This window comes from Halopiger aswanensis (assembly GCF_003610195.1).
Lineage (GTDB): Archaea > Halobacteriota > Halobacteria > Halobacteriales > Natrialbaceae > Halopiger > Halopiger aswanensis.
Window position 1 is genome coordinate 444,211 of record NZ_RAPO01000003.1, and the last position, 18,997, is coordinate 463,207.

An 18,997-nucleotide genomic window follows, 5' to 3' on the forward strand; every position below is an offset into this window, starting at 1 on the left:
CGCGAGCGGTGCGGCCGACTCGGACTCACTCCGTTCGCCGGTACATCCCCTTCGAGGCGGGACGCGTCTCCTCGTACCCGAACCGCTCGTAGAAGCCGTCGACGTCCGCCAGCAGGTTCACGTACGCGTCCGACGGCGCCGTCTCCTCGAGGTAGCGCTCGAGGGCCTCCATGATCCGCGTCCCGAGCCCCTGGCCCTGATGGTCCGGATGGACGGCCATATCCGAGATCTGATAGACGGTCCCGCCGTCCCCGACGATCCGCCCCATGCCGACGACCTCGCCGGTCGGCTCGTGGACCGCGACGACGCCGAACAGCGAGTTCGGGAGGCCGCGTTCGATCCCCTCGAGCGAGCGGGGCGACATCCCGGCTGCCTCGCGCAGGTGAGCGAACGTTTCGGGCTCGGGGAGTTCCTCCCGGATCGCGTACGGATCCGACTCGTCGGTGTCAGCCATAAGGCAGTGGTCCCGCCGATCGTACAAAATTCTGCTTACAACGCCGCTCCCGGAACTCGAGACCGAGGACGGACACGCGGTGGCTCGGACCGATTCCGCTCAGACCGACTCCTCGTGCCAGAACGTCCGAATTTCGGCTGCAACCCGATCGGGCGCCGTCTGAATACCGACGTGACCGACGTCCTCGAGGTCTACGAGGCGACTCCGGGGGAGGCGCTCGTCGAGCGTCCGGACGGCGTCGCGTAGATGCGACGGCCCGCGTTCGCCCGTCAGGAGGAGCGTCGGCCGCTCGCGGTCGATCGTCGCGGGGAGGTCGTAGGTCTCGACGGCCGCGGTCTCCCGAATCACGGTCTCGAGGAGGTCGAACTGCACGTCGTCGGGCCAGATCGGTAACCGCTCGGGCGCGGGGATCCCGGCGCCTTCCCGATAGAACCGCTTCATCGCGGCTTCGCGGCCGTCGGTCGCGAAGCGTTCCTGCAGACGGTCGCTGAGACTATCCGCACGGTGGTCGCCGACGAGCAGCGACGGCTCGTAGAGGGCGAGCCGATCGATCGAACGCTCGTCGGTCGCGGCCGCGGCGAGCGCCACGAGTCCGCCGAAGGAGTGCCCGAACACCGAGACGTCGCCCTCGAGCGCGTCGACGATCGCGCGGAGGTCGTCGACTTCGCGGTCGAGCCCGTACGCCTCGGCGTCGCCGCTCTCGCCGCGACCGCGTCTGTCGGGGACGACGAGCGTGAAGTCGTCCGCGAGCTGCTGTCGGAGAGGGTACCAGGACCGGCGCGTCGCCGAACTCCCGTGGAGGAGCACCAGCGGCGGCCCGTCGCCGACCGTTTCGTAGCCGATACGCGTGCCGTCTGCCGACGTTACCGTCTGCATCGTTGGGAGTACTGCTTCGAGGCGGTTCCGGGTAGGGCTGACTCTCGATCGTCCGGCCGTTTAAAAGGAGACTCGCCGACGGACCGCCCTCACCGGTGCAGCGGCGGCCACATCGTGGCGACCGACTCCTCGAGGAGTTGCGTCTGGGCGCGGCGCAGGCGTTCGGAGGCCGACGACGTCGAAATATCGAGTTCGGCGGCGACGTCCTCGAGCGACGCGCCCCGCGGAACGTCGAAATACCCCAGTTCGTAGGCCGTCCGCAGCGCCTCGCGCTGGGGGTCGGTGAGGCCGTCGCCGGGCGGCTCGGGATCGCCGTCTCGAGTGAGCCGGCGGAGCCGGAAACAGTCGTTGCGCTGCCAGAACTCCCGAAACGCGTCGAACGCCGCGCGGTCGGCGAACCAGCCCGTCTGCGTCCATCCCTCGTCGGTCACGTCGATCCGTTCGATGATCGCGTCGGCCGTCGCGAGCGCCTTCAGCCCCTCGAGGTCGTCGAGGTGAGGGCCGAGCTGTTCCTCGAAGCTGAGCGCCGGGAGCGCCTGATAGCGTCGCGTGTCGCCCGCCCGACCCACCAGCGTCCACTCGGCGACGTCGACGGCGTCGTCGAAGGCCCGTTCGATCGCCGCCGGCGAGCCGCCGGTCACGGTGGCGAGAAACGGCGGCCGCTCGCCGTGATTGTACTGTAACTCGAGCGTCAGCGCCGCCTCCGGGACGGCCGCCGCGACGCCGACGAGCGGAAGGTGTTCGCAGGGGATGTCGAATTCGGCCACGAGACCCATGCCGGCCAGTAGCCGAATCCGGCCCTAAATCAGTTCCATTCGATCGCCGAAACCGCGGCGAGATGGACGGGATCGGTCGGCCGCCGCTCGAAACCGCCGGGCTCTCGGTCAGGAACGGCGCTCGAGTCCCGCCTCGACGGCCTCGACGGCCGCTGCGGGCGTCTCGACGGTCTCGATCTCGATCGCGAGGTCCTCGAGACTCGAAAGCTCGTGAGTCTCGAGACCGACGACGGGGCGGTCGTAGATGCCGGCGAAACCGATCTCGGTGAGAGTCCCGACGCCGCCGGACAGCGCGATGACGGCGTCGCCGTTCAGCGGGACCAGCGCGTTTCTGGCGTGACCGAGCCCGGTCGCGATCGGGACGTCGACGTAGTCGTTGGCCGCGCTCGTCGTCGCCTCGGGGAGGATGCCGATGGTCGTTCCGTCCTCGTCTTTCGCACCGCGACAGACCGCCTCCATCGTGCCGCCGCGGCCGCCGCAGACGACCGCGTGGCCCCGCGCGGCGAGTTCGCGGCCGACTGCCTCGGCGACCGCGGCTTCCTCGTCCGTGATCGTGCCGCCGCCGATGACGCTGACGCGCATACTCGAGTGGGCGGCGCCGGAGCCTATGGACGATTCGGTTGCTGCCGGCCGTCGTTCGCCGAAGGGGTTCGACAACTGTCGACCGGAAACCTCGTCGAACCGGCTGAAGCGCCCGTTTTCGACGGATTTAACGCAAGGGGTGGTAGAGTTTTACACGGTATGACGAAAGTTAGCGTGGTCGGCGCGGCCGGAACGGTCGGGGCCGCCGCTGCCTACAACATCGCGCTTCGGGACATCGCGGACGAACTGGTGCTGGTCGACATTCCGGACAAGGAAGACGACACGATCGGCCAGGCCGCCGACGTCAACCACGGCGCAGCGTACGATTCGAACACGACGATCCGTCAGGGCGGCTACGAGGACACCGCCGGCTCGGACGTCGTCGTCATCACGGCCGGCATCCCGCGCCAGCCGGGCCAGACCCGCATCGATCTGGCGGGCGACAACGCGCCGATCATGGAGGACATCGGCTCCTCGCTGGCCGAGCACAACGACGACTTCATCACCGTCACCACGTCGAACCCGGTCGACCTCCTCAATCGCCACCTCTACGAGTCAGGCGACCGCGCACGCGAGAAAGTGATCGGCTTCGGCGGCCGCCTCGATTCGGCCCGCTTCCGCTACGTCATCGCCGAACGCTTCGACGCGCCCGTCCAGAACGTCGAGGCGACCATCCTCGGCGAGCACGGCGACGCCCAGGTCCCCGTGTTCTCCAAGGTGCGGGTCAACGGCCAGGACCTCGAGTTCGACGACGAGGAGAAAGCAGAGTTACTCGAGGAACTCCAGACCTCCGCGATGAACGTCATCGAGAAGAAAGGCGCCACCCAGTGGGGCCCCGCCACGGGCGTCGGCCACACGGTCGAGGCCATCCTCCGAGACACCGGCGAGGTGCTGCCCTGCAGCGTCAAACTCGAGGGCGAGTACGGCCACGAGGACGCCGCCTTCGGCGTCCCCGTGAAGCTGGGTTCGGACGGCGTCGAGGAGATCGTCGAGTGGGATCTAACCGAGTTCGAGCGCAACCAGCTCGGCGAGGCCGCCGAGAAGCTCTCGGACCAGTACGACAAGATCGCGTAACGACCGCTTCCCGGATTCTTTTCGCAGCGCACCCGACGCACTGTCGACTGCGAGTCGCCGCAGGTGCAACCGAGGCCGATCCTCAGGGAATCAACTGCTCGCCGTCGTCGTCGTAGATTTTGATCGCGTCGACGGGACAGGTCCGGGCGGCGAACTTCGCGTCGAGTTCCGCGTCGTCGGGCACCTCCCGAACGAAGACGCCGTCCTCGACCTCCTCGCTGTCCGCGAGGTCGGCCTTGCCGGTCGATTTGTTCTCCTCGAAGGCGTCCCACTCGGCGACGCACTGGAACATCCCGATGCAGACGTCCTCGTCGAATTCGACCTTCATAGGAGCCCGTTCGGCCGACATCGGTAAAGCCCTGACGGGACGCCGATCGACCCACCGCAGGTTATAAAAATACGTATTATTTTGATGTTGAATTTAAGTTTAGAGAGGTGAGGTATATGACTGCATGGCTGGTAACTCAGACAGATCGGGAGGGGCAGACGGGACGAATCGACGGCGGATGCTTGGCCTCGGCGCGGGGCTCCTGGGACTGGGCGCGGTCACGGCCGGGTTGCGACCCGGTGCGGCCGTCACTGGGACAGGCAGCGATCAGAACGGCGACCTCGCCGCGGTACAGCAGGACGATACCGACGGCTGTGCCGCGATGTCTCAGTGGGACGTCTCGCTCGCAGAAACGACCGCCGACTGGAACACGCGCTCGAGTGCCAGCAGGTACTGCTCCGTGCCGTGCGAGACGACCGAGGGAACCGCCCTCGAGCGCGGCCAGCAGATCCGGATTGCGGCCGACGACGCCAGCGGCGGCTTTCCGGACGCGGTCTACACGATCGTCTCGACCCACGAGGGGACGGCCGTTCGACTGACGCAAGGCGGCCTCGAGCGGATCGGGGCGAGCGATTCGGCGGCGGCGACGCTCGGCGGGCGGGCGGTTCATCCGAGCTACGACACGCGCGAGTTGGGCCGGTACAACGACGAGTACGTCGAGTATCTCGTCGGCGAGGACGACGAGACGACCGACGTGTTCGCGATGGCGCCCCACGGCGGCTTCGTCGAGTACGGCACGGACTTTCAGGCCGAACGGGTCGCGAACCTGCGCGGCGATCTGGCCTGGATCTGTGCTGGATTCAACGACGGCGGCGGCGCGTACAGCCGCTGGCACGTTCCCTCGACCGAGATCAACCGCCGGTCGTTCCCGCTGCTCGACGGCCTGTCGGACCAGCCCGGCGACTGGGCCGTGTCGTTCCACGGCTACGCGGACGAGACCGTCTTCGTCGGCGGCACCGCCAGCGAGGCTGATCGACAACTCGTCGCCGAAGAAATCAGCGCCCGCATCGACGGGGTCGACGTCGTTCTGGCGAGCGGCGACGCGACCGACTACGACGGCGCCGCGCCGACGAACATTCTGAACGAGTCCGCGCCGGTTGGCCGGACCATTCAGATCGAGCAGCCGTCGGGCGTGCGACAGCGCCAGTGGCGCGCCGTCGCCGACGGCGTCGTTTCGGGGCTCGAGACGCTGCTCGAGTAGCAGCCGTCAGCAGCCGCCGCGACCGGACCAACAGCGGCCGGGCCGGCTGGACGATCGAACGCGCGGTCGTCGGTCGGTGAGCCTCGAGTCAACGCTTTTCCCGGCGGTTGTGGAAGAACAGCGGACAGAATGGTCACCCCGTCGTCTACGCTAGTCATCGGCGTCGCGATCGTTGCCTGCCTGTGTATGGCGTGGGTCCTCGGCGCCAACAGCAACTCGCCGCCGTTCGCCCCGGCGATCGGCGCGAACGCGATTTCGACGATGCGGGCCGCGTTCGTCATCGGACTACTCGCGACCGCGGGGGCGCTCATGCAGGGCGGGAGCATCTCGGAGACCATCGGCGCCGACCTCATCGACGGGGTCGCGATCACGCCGCTTGCGGCCACCGCGGGGTTGCTCACCGCGGCGACGTTCATGGGAATCGGCATCTACACGCGGTATCCGATTCCCGCGGCGTTCGCGACGACGGGCGCAATGGTCGGCGTCGGCCTCGCGCTGGGCGGCGATCCGGCAGTGGCGACCTACCGGCGACTCGGGACCTTCTGGCTGCTCGTGCCGATCATGTCCGGGGGGCTCGCGTACGCGACGGCGACGATCCTCCGGCGCGACGACGTGCCGGAATCGATCGGCGTCCCGCTGTTGGCGGGCATCGTCGGGGCGATCCTCGCGAACGTTCGACTGGGCGTCATTCCGGATCCGGTAGCGAGCCAGGGGACGCTCGCCCGGTTTCTCGCTCGCCGGTTCGGGGGTGGCCCGACGCTCGTCGGAGACGTCACCCTCGGAGCCGCCCTCGTGACGATCGGCGCCGGCGCCCTCGCGTTCTACTGGGTTCGCAAGCGGGTCCTCGCCTCCGTCGAGCACGGCATCCGCTCGTTCCTGCTCGTCCTCGGCGGTATCGTCGCCTTTTCGTCGGGCGGGTCGCAGGTCGGGCTCGCGACGGGGCCGCTCGAGAACCTCTTCCGAACCGAACTCGGGCTGCCGAGCATCGTGTTGCTGTCGATCGGCGCGACGGGGATTCTCGCCGGCGCCTGGATGGGTGCGCCGCGGCTCCTGCAGGCGACCTCGCGGGAGTACGCCCAGCTCGGCGTCCGGCGCTCGATCGCGGCGCTCGTCCCCGGTTTCATCATCGCGCAGGTGGCGATCGCGCTGGGGATTCCGATCTCGTTGAACAACATCGTCCTCTCGGGCGTGATCGGCGGCGGCCTGGCGGCCGGATCGGCCGGCGTCTCGCGGCGCAAGATCGGCGTGACGATCGCGTTCTGGCTGCTGACGCTTGGCAGTTCGACCGCCGTCGGCTACGGGCTCTATCGGGGGCTCGCGGCGGTTCTCGGCGGCTGATCCCGAATCCGCCGCTCGAGTCGAGCGCATCCAGTCGGCCTTACTCGAGGACCGTGACCGGCTCGGTGGTCCGCTCGACGACCGTCGCGGCGATACCGCGGCCGAGGAAGCGACGCAAGAATCCGGACGACCGGGTATCGTGGCCGTACATGACGACGTGGTCCACGGCCTCGTCGCTCGCGTATTGCGGAACGACCGTTCCGGGCCGTCCCTCGACGGTGTCGATCCGCACGCGATCCCGTTTCGCGCGCGGAACGGTCTCGAGCAGGGCTTGCGACTTCCGGCGCGCCTGCGCCGTTCGCTCGTCGTCGCGCTCGAGGACGCCGCCCTCGCTGAGCGGCGCGTCAAGCGGCGTCACGACCGAAAGCAGCGTGACGTCGGCGTTGGGAAACGTCTCGAGGGCGTAGGCCAGCGCCTCGTCCTCCCGCGGGCGGCCGAGCGCGGGGACGAGGACGCGGTCCGGGTCCGAATCGGCCATGCGCCGTCTTCGGTCGCCACCGGCATCGGTCTATCGCTCGCAGGGGTTGACAGACAGCGCGCCCCGATGGAAGTACCGATCTGTGAAGGGTTTCGAGCATGCGCGAGAAGAAGTCAATAAATTGATTGTTAGCGGCGCGTACGTTCTCGATGTGCGTTCCTCGCGGAAGCGATCGCAGACGGCGTTCGTCTGGGTACTCCTCGCGAATCTCGCGTCGGTGCTCGCGATCCGGTGGTACGACTGGCAGGCGCACGCGCTCCTGATCGTCTACTGGCTCGAGACCGGGGTCGTTCTGGCGGTCTACGCGGCGAAGATCCTTCGAGCCGAAGGAACCGACGATCCGGCAGAGATTCGGTCGTGGACGCAAGTCGACGGCGAGCCGCCCGAAGCGTACATCGGAGAGTCAAATCGACAGGTCGCCGACGCGCTCGTCCTGAACTACGTCGGCATCTGGCTTTTCGCGGGTGGATTCATTCTCCTCATCCCGTTCACTGAAGAGGCGATTCTGGAACTAGCGAGTCCGGACGCCGTCGCCCTCGCGGGCGTCAGTCTCATCGGCTACCACATCTTCTCGTACTGGTACGAGTACGTCGGATTGCGGGAGTACGAACGGCGGGGCCCGGTATCGTTGCTGGTCGAGCCGGCACCGCGATTCTGGGCGCTCCTGCTGACCCTCATCTTCGGCCTGGGTGCGACCCAGTTTACCCGAACTCCGACGGGAGTGATCGTCGTGCTGGTGTTCTTCAAGACCTGTGCCGATCTCATCGCCCACCGGCGAGAGCGCAAGCGCGCTCTCGAGGCGGTGTCCGAGTCGTGAGAAGAGCCAGCAGATTCGATTCTCGAGCGGAGGGTTCGGCCGCCGAGACGACAGTTTAAACCACGGGACGCGCCAAAGACGGGTAATGAACGTCGAGGAGCTGTCCGGGCTCCCACCCGGTGCCGTTGCCCACTTTCGGGACCAGGGCATCGAGGAGCTCTATCCGCCACAGGCCGAGGCCGTCGAGGCCGGCGCGACGGAGGGCGATAGCCTCGTCGCCGCGGTGCCGACCGCCAGCGGCAAGACGATGATCGCCGCCCTCTCGATGCTGTCGGCCGTCCAGCGCGGCGGGAAGGCGCTGTACATCGTTCCGCTTCGGGCCCTGGCCAGCGAGAAGAAGGCGGAGTTCGAGGCCTACGAGGAGTTCGGCGTGACCACGGGCGTCGCGACCGGCAACTATGAATCGACCAGCGACTGGCTCGCCACCAAGGACATCGTCGTCGCAACCAGCGAAAAGGTCGACTCGCTGGTTCGCAACGGCGCCGACTGGCTTTCCGATCTCACCTGCGTCGTCAGCGACGAGGTCCACCTCATCGACGATCGGAATCGGGGGCCGACGCTCGAGGTGACCCTCGCCAAACTCCGAAAGCTCAACCCCGATCTACAGACCGTCGCGCTCTCGGCGACGGTCGGCAACGCCGACGAGATCGCCGACTGGCTCGACGCCGAACTCGTCGAGACCGACTGGCGGCCGATCGATCTGCGCATGGGCGTCCACTACGGGAACGCGCTGAACTTCGACGACGGCTCGACCAGAGAAGTACCCGTCGAGGGATCGGAGAAGCAGGAAGCCGCGCTCGTCCGGGACATTTTGCAGGAGGGCGGCTCCTCGCTCGTGTTCGTCAACTCGCGGCGCAACGCCGAGGCCGCCGCCCGCCGGCTGGGCCAGGTCTCGAGCCGCGAACTCACGGCCGAGGAGGAGGCCGAACTCGCCGACCTCGCCGCGGAGATCCGCGACGACAGCGACACCGAGACGAGCCGCGATCTGGCCGACTGCGTCGAGCGCGGCGCGGCCTTCCACCACGCCGGGCTCTCTTCTACCCAGCGCTCGATCGTCGAGGACGCCTTCCGCGACCGGCTGCTGAAGGTCATCTCCGCGACGCCGACGCTGGCCGCCGGCGTCAACACCCCCGCGCGGCGGGTCATCGTCCGCGACTGGCGGCGGTTCGACCCCAGCGCCGGCGGGATGGCCCCGCTGGACGTCCTCGAGATCCACCAGATGATGGGCCGGGCGGGCCGGCCGGGACTCGACCCCTACGGCGAGGCCGTCCTGTTGGCGAAGAACCACGACGAGAGCCAGGAGCTGTTCGACCGGTACGTCTGGGCCGAGCCCGAGCCCGTCCGGTCGAAGCTGGCGGCCGAACCCGCACTGCGGACGCACGTGCTGGCGACCATCGCCTCGGGATTCGCCCGTACGCGGGACGGATTGCTCGAGTTCCTCGAGGCGACGCTGTACGCGAGCCAGTCGAGCGAACCGGGGCGGCTCGAGCGGGTGACCGACGACGTCTTGGACTACCTCGAGCGGAACGACTTTATCGAACGCGAGGCGCCACGCACCTCGGGATCCTCGAGCGGGTCACCGCGAGAGCGCTCTGGCGGCGGCGCAGGAGACGCCGAAGCCGATGCGGGTGGGTTCACCTCCGCCGCCGACCTCGCCGAGCAAAACGACGGCGAGGAGGAACTCGAGGCCACCAGCCTCGGCCACACCGTCTCGCGGCTCTACCTCGATCCGATGAGCGCCGCCGAGATCGTCCACGGGCTCGAAAGCGCCGACGACCGGCCGACGGCCCTCGGGCTCTACCAACTCGTCTCGCGCACGCCGGACATGTACGAACTCTACCTGCGCTCCGGCGAGGACGAAAAGTTCGGCGAGCTCTACTACGAGCGCGAGGCCGAACTGCTCGGGGACGCGCCCAGCGAGTTCGAGGAGGACCGCTTCGAGGACTGGCTCGCGGCGCTGAAGACGGGCAAACTGCTCGAGGACTGGGCCGAGGAGGACGACGAAGAGCGGATCACCGAGCGGTACAAGATCGGCCCCGGCGACCTCCGCGGGAAGGTCGACACCGCCGAGTGGCTGCTCGGGGCCGCCGAGTCCCTCGCGCGGGAGATCGACAGCGAGTGGACCGTCGCGGTCCGGGAGGCCCGCGCCCGCGTCGAACACGGCGTCAGCGACGAACTGCTCGAGCTCGTCTCGGTCGGCGGCGTCGGCCGCAAGCGCGCCCGCCGGCTCTACGAGGCCGGCATCGAGGAACCCGCGGACCTGCGCAGCGCCGACAAGGGCGTCGTCCTGAACGTCCTCAAGGGGAAGAAGACGGCCGAGAACATCCTCGAGAACGCCGGCCGCGAGGATCCCTCGATGGACGGCGTGGAACCGACGAGCCCGGATGCCGGCGGAGCGGCTGGCGACTCGAGTCGCAAGGACGAATCGACCGATTCCGGCGGCGCCGCGACGGCCGACCCGGCCGATGCCGACGAGAGCCAATCCAGCCTGGGTGATTTCTGATGCAACTGCTCGAATGCCGACTCGAGATCGACGACCTCGATTCGTTCGTCGCCGACCTCAACGAGATCGGCGACCGACACGACGTGACGATTCAGGCGTTCGACGCCCGCTACGTCGCCGACCGCCGGCACGTAGAGCGGGCGGTCGAACTGGCCGACCGAGCCATCGACCGCGGCGATAACGTCGCCCGGAACCGCGCCGTCGAAATCCTGCTGTACGCCGCCGGCCGCCGGCAGATCGATCGGGCGCTCGAGATGGGCGTCGGCGAGGGCGAGAATCGGGCAGTCGTGCTGGTCGATAGCGTCGACGACGAAAACGACGAGGCGGACGGTGAAAACGAAGCCGCTGCGATCGAGGACGTCACGGCGCTCGAGGCGTGCCTCGAGCGCACTCCGACGCTCGAGTCGACCGACGAGGGAACGCTGTGTGACTTCTTCGAGATTACCGACGCCGAACGGGCGGCGACGGACGCGTCGCTCGCGGCGCTCGTTCGGGAGCGGGTCGCGCTGCTCGAGGTCGAGAAGTAGCCGCGCTGCACCGCCGCCGTCGGCGTCGATCCGCTCGCAGTCTCGCCGAACTTGTAAGCTCGAGACACTACGCTGCGCGGTGTAGTCCGATCGCGTCGTTATCGTGTCAAATACGGCGTCTGTAGCCGATTCCGAACCAACCATCTATATTGGACATCGGCGCCTGGGCTCGCACGAATGATCAGGAAAGTGATGACGGTCGTCCTCGCGCTCGGCGTCTGTACCACCGGCGCGCTCGGCGGACTCTACGCCGTCGGCGCGGTCGGGCTCCCCGATGCCGGCCTCGCGGACAACGAGTGGGGCGAGGTCACCGACGAGCGGATCGAAGTAATCTCGACGGTCTGGATCGACAACCCCAACCCCGGGATCGAACTCGAGGACGTGACCCTCGAGTACGACCTCGCGATGAACGACGTCGACCTCGCGAACGGATCGGTCGACGGCGTCGCGGTGCCCTCCGGCAACTCGACGACCGAGATTCGGACGGACCTGCGCTACGAGCGCCTGCCGTCGTGGTGGGTCTCGCACGTCCGAAACGACGAGGTGAGCGAACTCGCGGCCGACGTGACGGCCCACGCCAGCCTCGGTCCGCTCTCGGGATCGCCCACCTACACCCACGAGGACGAGATCGAGACGGACCTCGAGACGATGATCGAGGAGTCGCTGGCGGCCCACGAGGGCGAGCACTCGCTGTCGCCGGTCCAGACCGGCTCGGGGCCGCAGCGGGAGTTGGTCGAGCCGACGGTCGAAATTCGCGACACCGACGCCGAGTGGGGCGAGGTGACCGAGAACCGGACCGAACTCCACCTCACCTTCGAGGTGCACAACCCGAACGCCTATCCGCTGCCGACGCCCGCGCTGACGGGTGAGATGGAGTTCAACGAGCAGATGGTCGCCCAGTGGGACGCCCACGAGGTCGAACTGCTCGACGCCGCCTACGACACGACGATCCCGCCCCGGAGCACCCGCGAGATCACGTTCGTCGCCTCGATGGACAACGACGACGTCGTCTCGTGGTTCGCGACCCACGTCGACAACGAGGAGGTCACCGACGCCGAGATGCGCGCCCAACTCGCGATGAACATCAACGGCGAGACGGTGACGATTCCCGAGGACGGCGACGCGATCCGCTGTAACTACGACATGCGGACCGCCATCTTCGTCGACCAGGAGGCCGGCCTCGAGCAGCGGGGCTGCGAGGTCATGCCGTGGGCGACCCCCGACGGCGACGCGTTCGACGACCGCGACGGAGGACTCGATCTGACCGACTGGAACGCTACCGAGAGCGACGGTACGAACGAAACCGAGTCGGACGAGAGCGGTTCCGACGGCCCGCTCCGGATCGGTATCTAAGGAAGCGCGCTTCTCGAGCCCGGATTCACCCGATTTCGTAGTCGTCCCTATTCTCCGCCGCCACCGCCGTGCGCCGCACTGAGTCAGTCGTCCGCCGTCTCCGGGTCGCCCGTCTCGCTGCCGAACCGCCGCTCCCTCGCTTCGCGGAGGCCGTCGCAGATGCCGCCCTGACTCGACATGTTGACCTGCGCGAGGCGACCCCGCTGGTGGACGAGGTCGAACGACTCGGGGTCGATCGGCTCCCCGTCGGGCGTACGAAACAGCGGCTCGGTCGACTCCTCGAGCACGCCGGTCTCGCGGGCCTTCTCGAGGTAGCGGTCGATCGGCGCCGCGGGAACGGTGACGACGACTGCCCCCTCCTGAACGGAGATGGCGAGCCGATCGGTGTCGTCGCCGTCGCTCGCAACGTCTTCGGACCGGTCGTCCGTCTCCTCGGACCCGTACCGCTCGAGATCGACCGGCCGCAGGGAAGCGATCGTCGCGGGCTCGAACCCGGCCTCGAGCAGCGCTTCGACGGCGTCGTACTGGCGGACGACGCGGGCCTTCTCGTCTAAGTCCGCGCGGACGGCCGCGACGTCGCCGTCGGCGTCGGGGAACGACTCGGCGAACGACAGCCGTTCGTTGACGCCGCGGTTGATCTCTTCGGCGTGCATGTGCTCGTCGAGGACGATGCGGGCTGCCTCGACGCCCGGCAGCGACTCGACCTCGTCGCGGGCGTCGACCGCCATCATCCAGGCGAAGGCCGGTGAGCACCACGCCGTCGGCAGCGTGAACTCGACCGTGACGCGGTCGCCGTCGATCTCGATCGCGTCGACGTACTCGAGTTCGACGATCGAGCGGTCGAGTTCGGGATCGGTGACCCGATCCAGTCGGTCGCGGACGGCCGCCCGCGTCGGGACGGGAGGCCCGGCGCGGCCGTCGGACTCGGTTTCGCTCATCAGTCGTCCGCGGGGGCTGGTTCCCCGCTGGCGTAGTGGTCCTCGAGGCCGAACCGCTCGCTGATGTCGTCGTCCTGGAACTGGCGGCGCTTCGCCTCGAGGTCGATGTCGTACAGTTCCGCGGCGTTTTCGCCCATGACCTTCTTCTTCGTCTCTAAGTCCCACTCGACGCCGTACTCCATGCGGTGTTCCTGCAGGAACTCGGCCTCCATGACCTCCTCGACGAGCCAGTCGGGGTTCCACAGCGCGTAGTCGGAGCCGAACAGAATGCGGTCCTCGCCGAGCCACCAGAGCAGTTCGGACATGATCTCCGAGAACTTACCGGGGCGGTTCTGGGCGAACGGCGCGGCGACCGCGAGCCCGCCGTAGACGTTGTTCTCCTGGGCGGCGATCCAGCAGAAGTCGTCCAGCCGCGGCAGGCCGACGTGTTCGACGATGAAGTTGAGTTCCGGGAACGACGACGCGGCGTCGTCGACGTCGGCCACGTCGAAGGCGTCGCGGTTGAGGGGTCGAATGGTCGGCCCCTTGTGCGCGTGGATGTTCTCGATGCCGAGATCGGAACATTTCTGGAGGAACTCGAAGGCCTCCTCGTCGTCGAGGCGCCACCCCTTCGAGTCGCCGCGCCACTCGGCGGTGTAGAGCTTCACGCCCGGCACGTCGTAGGTCTCGTGGAGTTCCTCGAGGTACTCGAGGCCCTCGTCGCCGTCGCGGGGGTCGAACGAGCCGTTGAGGACGAACCGTTCGGGATACTCTTCGGCGAGTTCGGCGTTCTGCTCGGTGGTGTTGAACCCCTCCTCGTAGAAGTCCGTGAGGTAGGTCGGCTGGAAGATGCCCATGTCGACCGCCGCGTTGCCGAACATGTCTTCGACCATCCGGTCGGCGCCGTACTTGCGGTACTCCTCGATGGACCACTGTCGGTCGTCCGGCGTGAACGTCGTGTGGTAGTCGTAGAAACACTGGATGAACTCCTCGCCCCCCTCGTGCTGGATGTTCTCCTCGGTCGCGTCCCACAGGTGCACGTGGGCGTCGATGACGAAGACATCCTCACCGTCATGCTGATACATAGCACGCTGGCAGTCAACATGGTTCTTAATTATTCTTTCCCATAAATTAGCGAACTGCCACCGAGAGCGACACTTATCTGCGTGAATTGTAGACATTCAGTCAACATATTCGGCTACAGAGAGGCGGGGTGAACGTTTACGTCGTGTGCGGTGAAGTGTGGTGTGCTACCATGCAAGCAGCTCGACTCCACGAGTACACCGAGGACATGAGCGAGGCGCTGCAGATCGACGACGTCGACCGCCCGGAACTCGAGCGCTCCGATCAGGTGCTGGTCGAGGTCGAGGGCGCGGGCTGGTGCCAGACGGACAACCACATCATCGAGGGGATGTGGACCGACTACGCCCCCCAGGACCTGCCGATGACGCTGGGTCACGAGAACGCGGGCATCGTCGCCGAGACGGGCGAGGAGGTCACGCTGGTCGAGGAGGGCGATCCGGTGATCTGTCACCCCGTCCAGACCTGCGGTATCTGCCGGCCCTGTCGGCTCGGCGAGGACATGTACTGCGAGAACTCGGCGTTCAACGGGCTTACGACCGACGGCGGCTTCGCCGAGTACCTCCAGACCAACGAGCGCGCGGTGATCCCGCTGCCCGACGGCGTCGATCCGACCGAGATCGCGCCCCACGCCGACGCGGGGATTACGGCCTACCACGCCGCCAAGAAGGCCGTCGACGAACTGAACCCCGGCGACGCCTGCGTCGTCATCGGCATCGGCGGCCTCGGCCACATCGGCCTCCAGTGTCTCGAGGCGATGACCGCCGCCGACATCCTCGCCGTCGACGTCAAGGACGAAGCGCTCGAGCTGGCCGAGGATCTGGGGGCGCGACACACCGTCAACTCCGCCGAGGAGGACCTCGCGGACGCCGTCGCGGACCTGACCGACGACGAGGGCGCCCAGCAGGTGCTCGACTTCGTCGGCGCCGACGAGACGACCGGGGCCGCACCGGACATCGTCGCCGCCGGCGGCGACCACCACATCGTCGGCTACGGCGGTCACATCCACGAACCCTGCCAAGCGCTGGTCGACGGCGAGTTCTCCTTCAAGGGGACGCTCGTCGGCCGGTACGCCGAACTGCAGGAACTCGTCGCGCTGGTCGATCGCGGCGACGTCGAACTGCGGACCGAACGGTACGACCTCGCGGACATCAACACGGTCGCGGAACGGCTCGAGCACAACGAGATCGAGGGCCGGGCGGTCGTGACGCCGCCCTGACGCAGTGTGGCGAGCCCCGATTTCCACGCTCGCCGCAGCGGGAATCAGCCGCCGTACGGCACCGTGAACGATCCGTACGGGAAGAGTTTCACCTCCGAGAGCGCAACCAACAACCGCTGACGAGTCGCCGACACCACGCACTCATTCGTCTGCATCGGGTGAATGAGTCTTCTCGACAGAGTATTCCGGAAGTACAGTAGTATATAATCTTCATAATTGATACTCCTCTCGGCCGATTTTCACTCCGATCGGCGGCGTACTCGCAGACTCCGATATAGCTCGGACATATACGATTCAGCGTTCGAATAGCAAGTTATAGTGAGAATGATACAATTTGTGCGGATATTCTCTGCGGACGTGTAATGCAGATCGACGGATTAGATAACGGGCATATCGATCGACGAATGCTTCTCAAAGCGGTAAGTGGAACGGGACTGGCGCTGGGCGGCCTCGCGGGCTCGGTCGGCGTCACCGCCCAGGAGTCCGACGGAGAACGGACGCTGCTCGACCTCGACGACCGAGCACGATTCAACATCGGATACGCGACCCCGCACGGAGCCGAACTAGCAAGAGAAGCGGCAAACGGCGTCGTCCACGAAATCGACCCGATCGGCGCGATCACCATCGAGTCGACGCTCGACGCCGTGCAGGACCTCGCCGGCTCCGATCACATCGAGTTCGTCGAGATCGATCCGGTGTACCGACTCATCCTTCCGCCGCAGGCGGTACAGGATCGCGATCCGACCGGTCAGACGGTGCCGTGGGGTATCGAACGCATCGGTGCGCCGACCGCTCACGCGGCCGGTATCCGGGGCGAGAGCGCTCACGTAGCAGTGATCAATACGGGAATCGATCCGACTCACGAGGACCTTCGTGCGAACGTTGGCGACGGCATCGCAGTCACTCCGTGCCGAGGAGAGTGCGAGACGGCGTGGGACGACGATTTCGGACACGGAACGCACGTCGCCGGCACTATCGGCGCGCTCGACAACCGGCTCGGAGTGCTCGGCGTCGCACCGGAGGCGACGCTGCACTCCGCCAAAGTGTTGAACAGCAACGGGGTCGGATTCGCGTCAGACGTCGCGCTGGGTATCCTCTGGACCGCCGCGCAGGGCTACGACGTCGCGAACATGAGTCTCGGCGGCCCGTTCTCGACGGTGGTCCAGGACGCTCTCGAGTTCGCAGCCGAACGAGACGTATTACTGGTGGCCGCCGCGGGGAACCAATCGGGGCCGGTCAGTTACCCCGCATCCGCCGATGAGGTGATTGCGGTCAGCGCAACGACCGAAACCGACGACCTCGCCGTGTTCTCGAACGTCGGACCGGAAATCGAACTGGCAGCCCCCGGTGTCGACGTTCTCTCGACCCTCCCGAACGACCGGTACGCGGAACTGAGCGGGACGTCGATGGCGGCACCGCACGTGAGCGGAACGGGTGCACTACTCGCGGGGATCGGCTACTCCGCCGAGGAAGCGCGAACCTTCATGAAGGAGACCGCGGAAGATCTCGGCCTCCCGCCCGAAGAACAGGGATCGGGTCTCGTTACCGCCGCAGCCGTCGCCGAGCGGCGACCGAAAAAGAGCGGGCGGAAAACCGCACCCTAATCGGGTTTCCACTGCCGCGTTTCGGGCCGAAACAGCGTCCCGCCTTCGGACCCACTGCTTCTCAGTTTCGTCCCTCGTCGCGACGAAAGACGCGTCGTCGTAACGAGCGTAGCGGACGATATCTACGCCGGCCGCGATTGACGCGTTCGGACGCACCGAACGGGTCAGCCGACGGGCCGGAACCACTCCTCGTCGGATCCAGTTCGCTCGAATCGAGCGCCTTGGCCGCACTTCGGACAGTTGAACTGCCGAAACTCGACTTCCTGTCCGATAACTGGAATCGTCTTCATGGTCCCCTGATTCCTGAGTTCCATTTCGATTCCGCACGTCGAACACGTGGGCGGGTCCGCCGTCGGATCGGTTTCGGTGGGCATCGGTTCATTGGTGTATATTATCATTGAACATACTTCAGACATTCGCATCCGCTCCGAAGGCGACCCAGACCGACCGACGAGACGCGATCGCAGCGCCGCACCGGCAGTACCCTCTTGTGCGGCCGGAGAATACGCCCGCCATGGCCACCCTCGAGGACCCCGTCGAGATCGGCGGCTGCGAAGTTCCAAACCGGCTCTACCGCGCGCCGCTGCTCGAGTGTGCGGGCAACGGCCCCGACGCCGTCGACGCGCTGATCGAGGACCTCGAGCCCGCGGCCGCGTCGGGCGTCGGCCTCATCTGCCAGGGTGCGACGATCGTCCGCGGTGAGGGCGGCTGCGCCGCGCCGGGGATGACCCGCGTTCACGATCCGGCGTTCGTCTCGCGTCTCGAACGGTTGACCGATCGGATTCACGACCACGGCGGCCGGATCTTCATCCAACTCGAGCACGGCGGCCTCCGGAGCATGGAGACGTGGCACGCCGAGTACCGCCGCGAGCATCCCGATCTCGAGCAACTCGCTGTCTCCCGGCCGCCGTGGCAGTTGCGCCTGCTCGACCGGCTGGGATTCCTCTCCTACGACCCGCACGTACTCTCGACCGACGAGGTGTACGATCTCGCGGCGGATTTCGGTCGGGCCGCGGCATACGCCGTCGACGCGGGCTACGACGGTATCCACCTCTCCGGGGCGAATATGGGGATCGTCCAGCAGTTCTGCTCGCCCTTTTACAACCGCCGCGACGACGAGTTCGGCGGCAGTCCCGAAGCGCGACTCGAGTTCCTCGCGCTCGTCCACGACGAGATCCGCGATCGGGCCGGCGACGTCCCCCTGATGACCAAGGTGCCCGCCGAGACCCCCGCACCGCCGTCGCCGCTCGTCCGCCGGAAACTCTCGCTGGCCGACGGTGTCGAAATCGCGCGGCGACTCGAGCGGATCGGCTACGACGCGGTGGTGCCCGTGCAGACGTCGGTTATCTGGGACATGAGCATCGTCCGCGGGGAGTATCCCGAGCGCGCCTGGAACAACGAAGCGCTGCAGGAAGCGTACGACGCGGCCTTCGGCGGGTCGGCGCGTCGTCGGTTGGTCGCGCTCGGAAACTGGCTCGAGTCGCTCCAGTACGATTTCGAACCCGCCTGGAACGAGGATTTCTGTCGACGGGTCCGCGAGCGGGTGTCGATTCCTGTGCTTGCAGAGGGTGGTATTCGGGACCGGGCACAGATGGATCGGCTCCTGGGCGAGGGGAAGGCGGAGCCCGCATGCGATATGGTCGGCATGGCTCGCCCCTTCTACGCCGAACCGCGACTGGGCGCGCGGCTGCTCGAGACCGACTCCGAGACCGAAAATCCACGAGTCGTCTGCGAAAGCTGCAACAACTGTACGGTGCCGCAGGTAACCGGCGCGCCGGGGATCTGCCGGACGCCCGACGTGTTGCGGCGGCGCGGCGAACTCGAGCGCGAGGGGGCGTACGAATTTTGGCGGTCCGAGTCGTAGTACGAA

General features: G+C 67.1%; 19 protein-coding genes, 1 tRNA gene and 1 pseudogene. 11 read left to right on the forward strand and 10 right to left on the reverse strand.

The features are described 5' to 3' along the window. Positions 1-25: 25 nt before the first annotated feature. The 4 genes from ATJ93_RS16100 to ATJ93_RS16115 form a co-directional block, all read right to left on the reverse strand. Entirely contained in the window at positions 26-454 is a 429-nt protein-coding gene (locus tag ATJ93_RS16100) for a GNAT family N-acetyltransferase (RefSeq protein ID WP_120245659.1), read from the reverse strand. A 99-nt stretch (positions 455-553) separates the two neighbouring features. Beyond that, the gene (locus tag ATJ93_RS16105; RefSeq protein WP_120245660.1) at positions 554-1,330 is read right to left on the reverse strand and encodes an alpha/beta fold hydrolase; all 777 of its coding nucleotides are present in this window, start codon (positions 1,328-1,330) and stop codon (positions 554-556) included. 89 nt (positions 1,331-1,419) lie between these two features. Then, entirely contained in the window at positions 1,420-2,106 is a 687-nt protein-coding gene (locus ATJ93_RS16110; protein WP_120245661.1) for a helix-turn-helix domain-containing protein, read from the reverse strand. A 108-nt stretch (positions 2,107-2,214) separates the two neighbouring features. After that, the gene (locus tag ATJ93_RS16115) at positions 2,215-2,688 is read right to left on the reverse strand and encodes a TIGR00725 family protein (RefSeq protein ID WP_120245662.1); all 474 of its coding nucleotides are present in this window, start codon (positions 2,686-2,688) and stop codon (positions 2,215-2,217) included. A 159-nt stretch (positions 2,689-2,847) separates the two neighbouring features. On the opposite strand from ATJ93_RS16115, the gene mdh reads away from it, so the two are divergent. Next, complete coding sequence (mdh, locus tag ATJ93_RS16120; RefSeq protein WP_120245663.1) at positions 2,848-3,762, forward strand: malate dehydrogenase; 915 nt, start codon at positions 2,848-2,850, stop codon at positions 3,760-3,762. Positions 3,763-3,844: 82 nt separating this feature from the next. Here the strand turns inward: mdh and ATJ93_RS16125 are convergent, their stop codons facing one another. Next, a complete protein-coding gene (locus ATJ93_RS16125) occupies positions 3,845-4,090 on the reverse strand; it encodes a ferredoxin (protein WP_013879002.1) in 246 nt (81 codons plus the stop codon). 124 nt (positions 4,091-4,214) lie between these two features. On the opposite strand from ATJ93_RS16125, the gene ATJ93_RS16130 reads away from it, so the two are divergent. Next, a complete protein-coding gene (locus ATJ93_RS16130; RefSeq protein WP_170155595.1) occupies positions 4,215-5,291 on the forward strand; it encodes a poly-gamma-glutamate hydrolase family protein in 1,077 nt (358 codons plus the stop codon). A 129-nt stretch (positions 5,292-5,420) separates the two neighbouring features. Further along, positions 5,421-6,629: an inorganic phosphate transporter gene (locus ATJ93_RS16135; RefSeq protein WP_120245665.1), complete on the forward strand. Its 1,209-nt coding sequence runs from the start codon at positions 5,421-5,423 to the stop codon at positions 6,627-6,629. A 40-nt stretch (positions 6,630-6,669) separates the two neighbouring features. Here the strand turns inward: ATJ93_RS16135 and ATJ93_RS16140 are convergent, their stop codons facing one another. After that, entirely contained in the window at positions 6,670-7,107 is a 438-nt protein-coding gene (locus ATJ93_RS16140; RefSeq protein ID WP_120245666.1) for a universal stress protein, read from the reverse strand. Between the two features lie 151 nt (positions 7,108-7,258). Here ATJ93_RS16140 and ATJ93_RS16145 point away from each other — a divergent pair, with 151 nt between their 5' ends. From ATJ93_RS16145 to ATJ93_RS16160, 4 genes are all read left to right on the forward strand, one after another. Then, positions 7,259-7,924 carry a DUF6498-containing protein gene (locus ATJ93_RS16145; protein WP_120245667.1) on the forward strand — a complete coding sequence of 222 codons (666 nt, stop codon included), beginning with the start codon at positions 7,259-7,261 and terminating at the stop codon, positions 7,922-7,924. Positions 7,925-8,009: 85 nt separating this feature from the next. Next, the gene (locus tag ATJ93_RS16150; RefSeq protein ID WP_120245668.1) at positions 8,010-10,427 is read left to right on the forward strand and encodes an ATP-dependent DNA helicase; all 2,418 of its coding nucleotides are present in this window, start codon (positions 8,010-8,012) and stop codon (positions 10,425-10,427) included. After that, positions 10,427-10,954, forward strand: coding sequence for a KEOPS complex subunit Cgi121 (cgi121, locus tag ATJ93_RS16155; RefSeq protein WP_120245669.1), 528 nt, complete (start codon positions 10,427-10,429; stop codon positions 10,952-10,954). Before ATJ93_RS16150 ends, cgi121 begins: the two co-directional genes overlap by 1 nt. A 177-nt stretch (positions 10,955-11,131) precedes the next feature. Next, the gene (locus tag ATJ93_RS16160; protein ID WP_120245670.1) at positions 11,132-12,307 is read left to right on the forward strand and encodes an LEA type 2 family protein; all 1,176 of its coding nucleotides are present in this window, start codon (positions 11,132-11,134) and stop codon (positions 12,305-12,307) included. Positions 12,308-12,390: 83 nt separating this feature from the next. Here the strand turns inward: ATJ93_RS16160 and ATJ93_RS16165 are convergent, their stop codons facing one another. Continuing rightward, the gene (locus tag ATJ93_RS16165; RefSeq protein WP_120245671.1) at positions 12,391-13,245 is read right to left on the reverse strand and encodes a metal-sulfur cluster assembly factor; all 855 of its coding nucleotides are present in this window, start codon (positions 13,243-13,245) and stop codon (positions 12,391-12,393) included. Then, entirely contained in the window at positions 13,245-14,309 is a 1,065-nt protein-coding gene (locus ATJ93_RS16170) for an amidohydrolase family protein (protein ID WP_120245672.1), read from the reverse strand. Before ATJ93_RS16170 ends, ATJ93_RS16165 begins: the two co-directional genes overlap by 1 nt. Before the next feature lie 206 nt (positions 14,310-14,515). Here ATJ93_RS16170 and ATJ93_RS24550 point away from each other — a divergent pair. Next, a pseudogene (locus tag ATJ93_RS24550) lies at positions 14,516-14,845 on the forward strand (alcohol dehydrogenase catalytic domain-containing protein); the annotation flags it as partial. Between the two features lie 89 nt (positions 14,846-14,934). Here the strand turns inward: ATJ93_RS24550 and ATJ93_RS23750 are convergent. Then, positions 14,935-15,043, reverse strand: a tRNA-OTHER gene (locus ATJ93_RS23750). Here ATJ93_RS23750 and ATJ93_RS23755 point away from each other — a divergent pair. Beyond that, positions 15,038-15,523 (forward strand): zinc-binding dehydrogenase, encoded by a 486-nt coding sequence (locus ATJ93_RS23755; protein WP_281271577.1) that lies wholly within the window; start codon positions 15,038-15,040, stop codon positions 15,521-15,523. The genes ATJ93_RS23750 and ATJ93_RS23755 overlap by 6 nt on opposite strands. 404 nt (positions 15,524-15,927) lie before the next feature. Next, on the forward strand, positions 15,928-17,127 hold the full coding sequence (locus tag ATJ93_RS16180) for a S8 family peptidase (protein ID WP_120245674.1): 1,200 nt from the start codon (positions 15,928-15,930) through the stop codon (positions 17,125-17,127). 164 nt (positions 17,128-17,291) lie between these two features. Here ATJ93_RS16180 and ATJ93_RS16185 read toward each other — a convergent pair whose 3' ends face one another. Beyond that, on the reverse strand, positions 17,292-17,441 hold the full coding sequence (locus ATJ93_RS16185) for a hypothetical protein (protein ID WP_245977616.1): 150 nt from the start codon (positions 17,439-17,441) through the stop codon (positions 17,292-17,294). Positions 17,442-17,641: 200 nt separating this feature from the next. Between ATJ93_RS16185 and ATJ93_RS16190 the strand changes: the two genes are divergently transcribed. Continuing rightward, positions 17,642-18,991: an oxidoreductase gene (locus ATJ93_RS16190; RefSeq protein ID WP_120245676.1), complete on the forward strand. Its 1,350-nt coding sequence runs from the start codon at positions 17,642-17,644 to the stop codon at positions 18,989-18,991. Positions 18,992-18,997 lie beyond the last annotated feature (6 nt).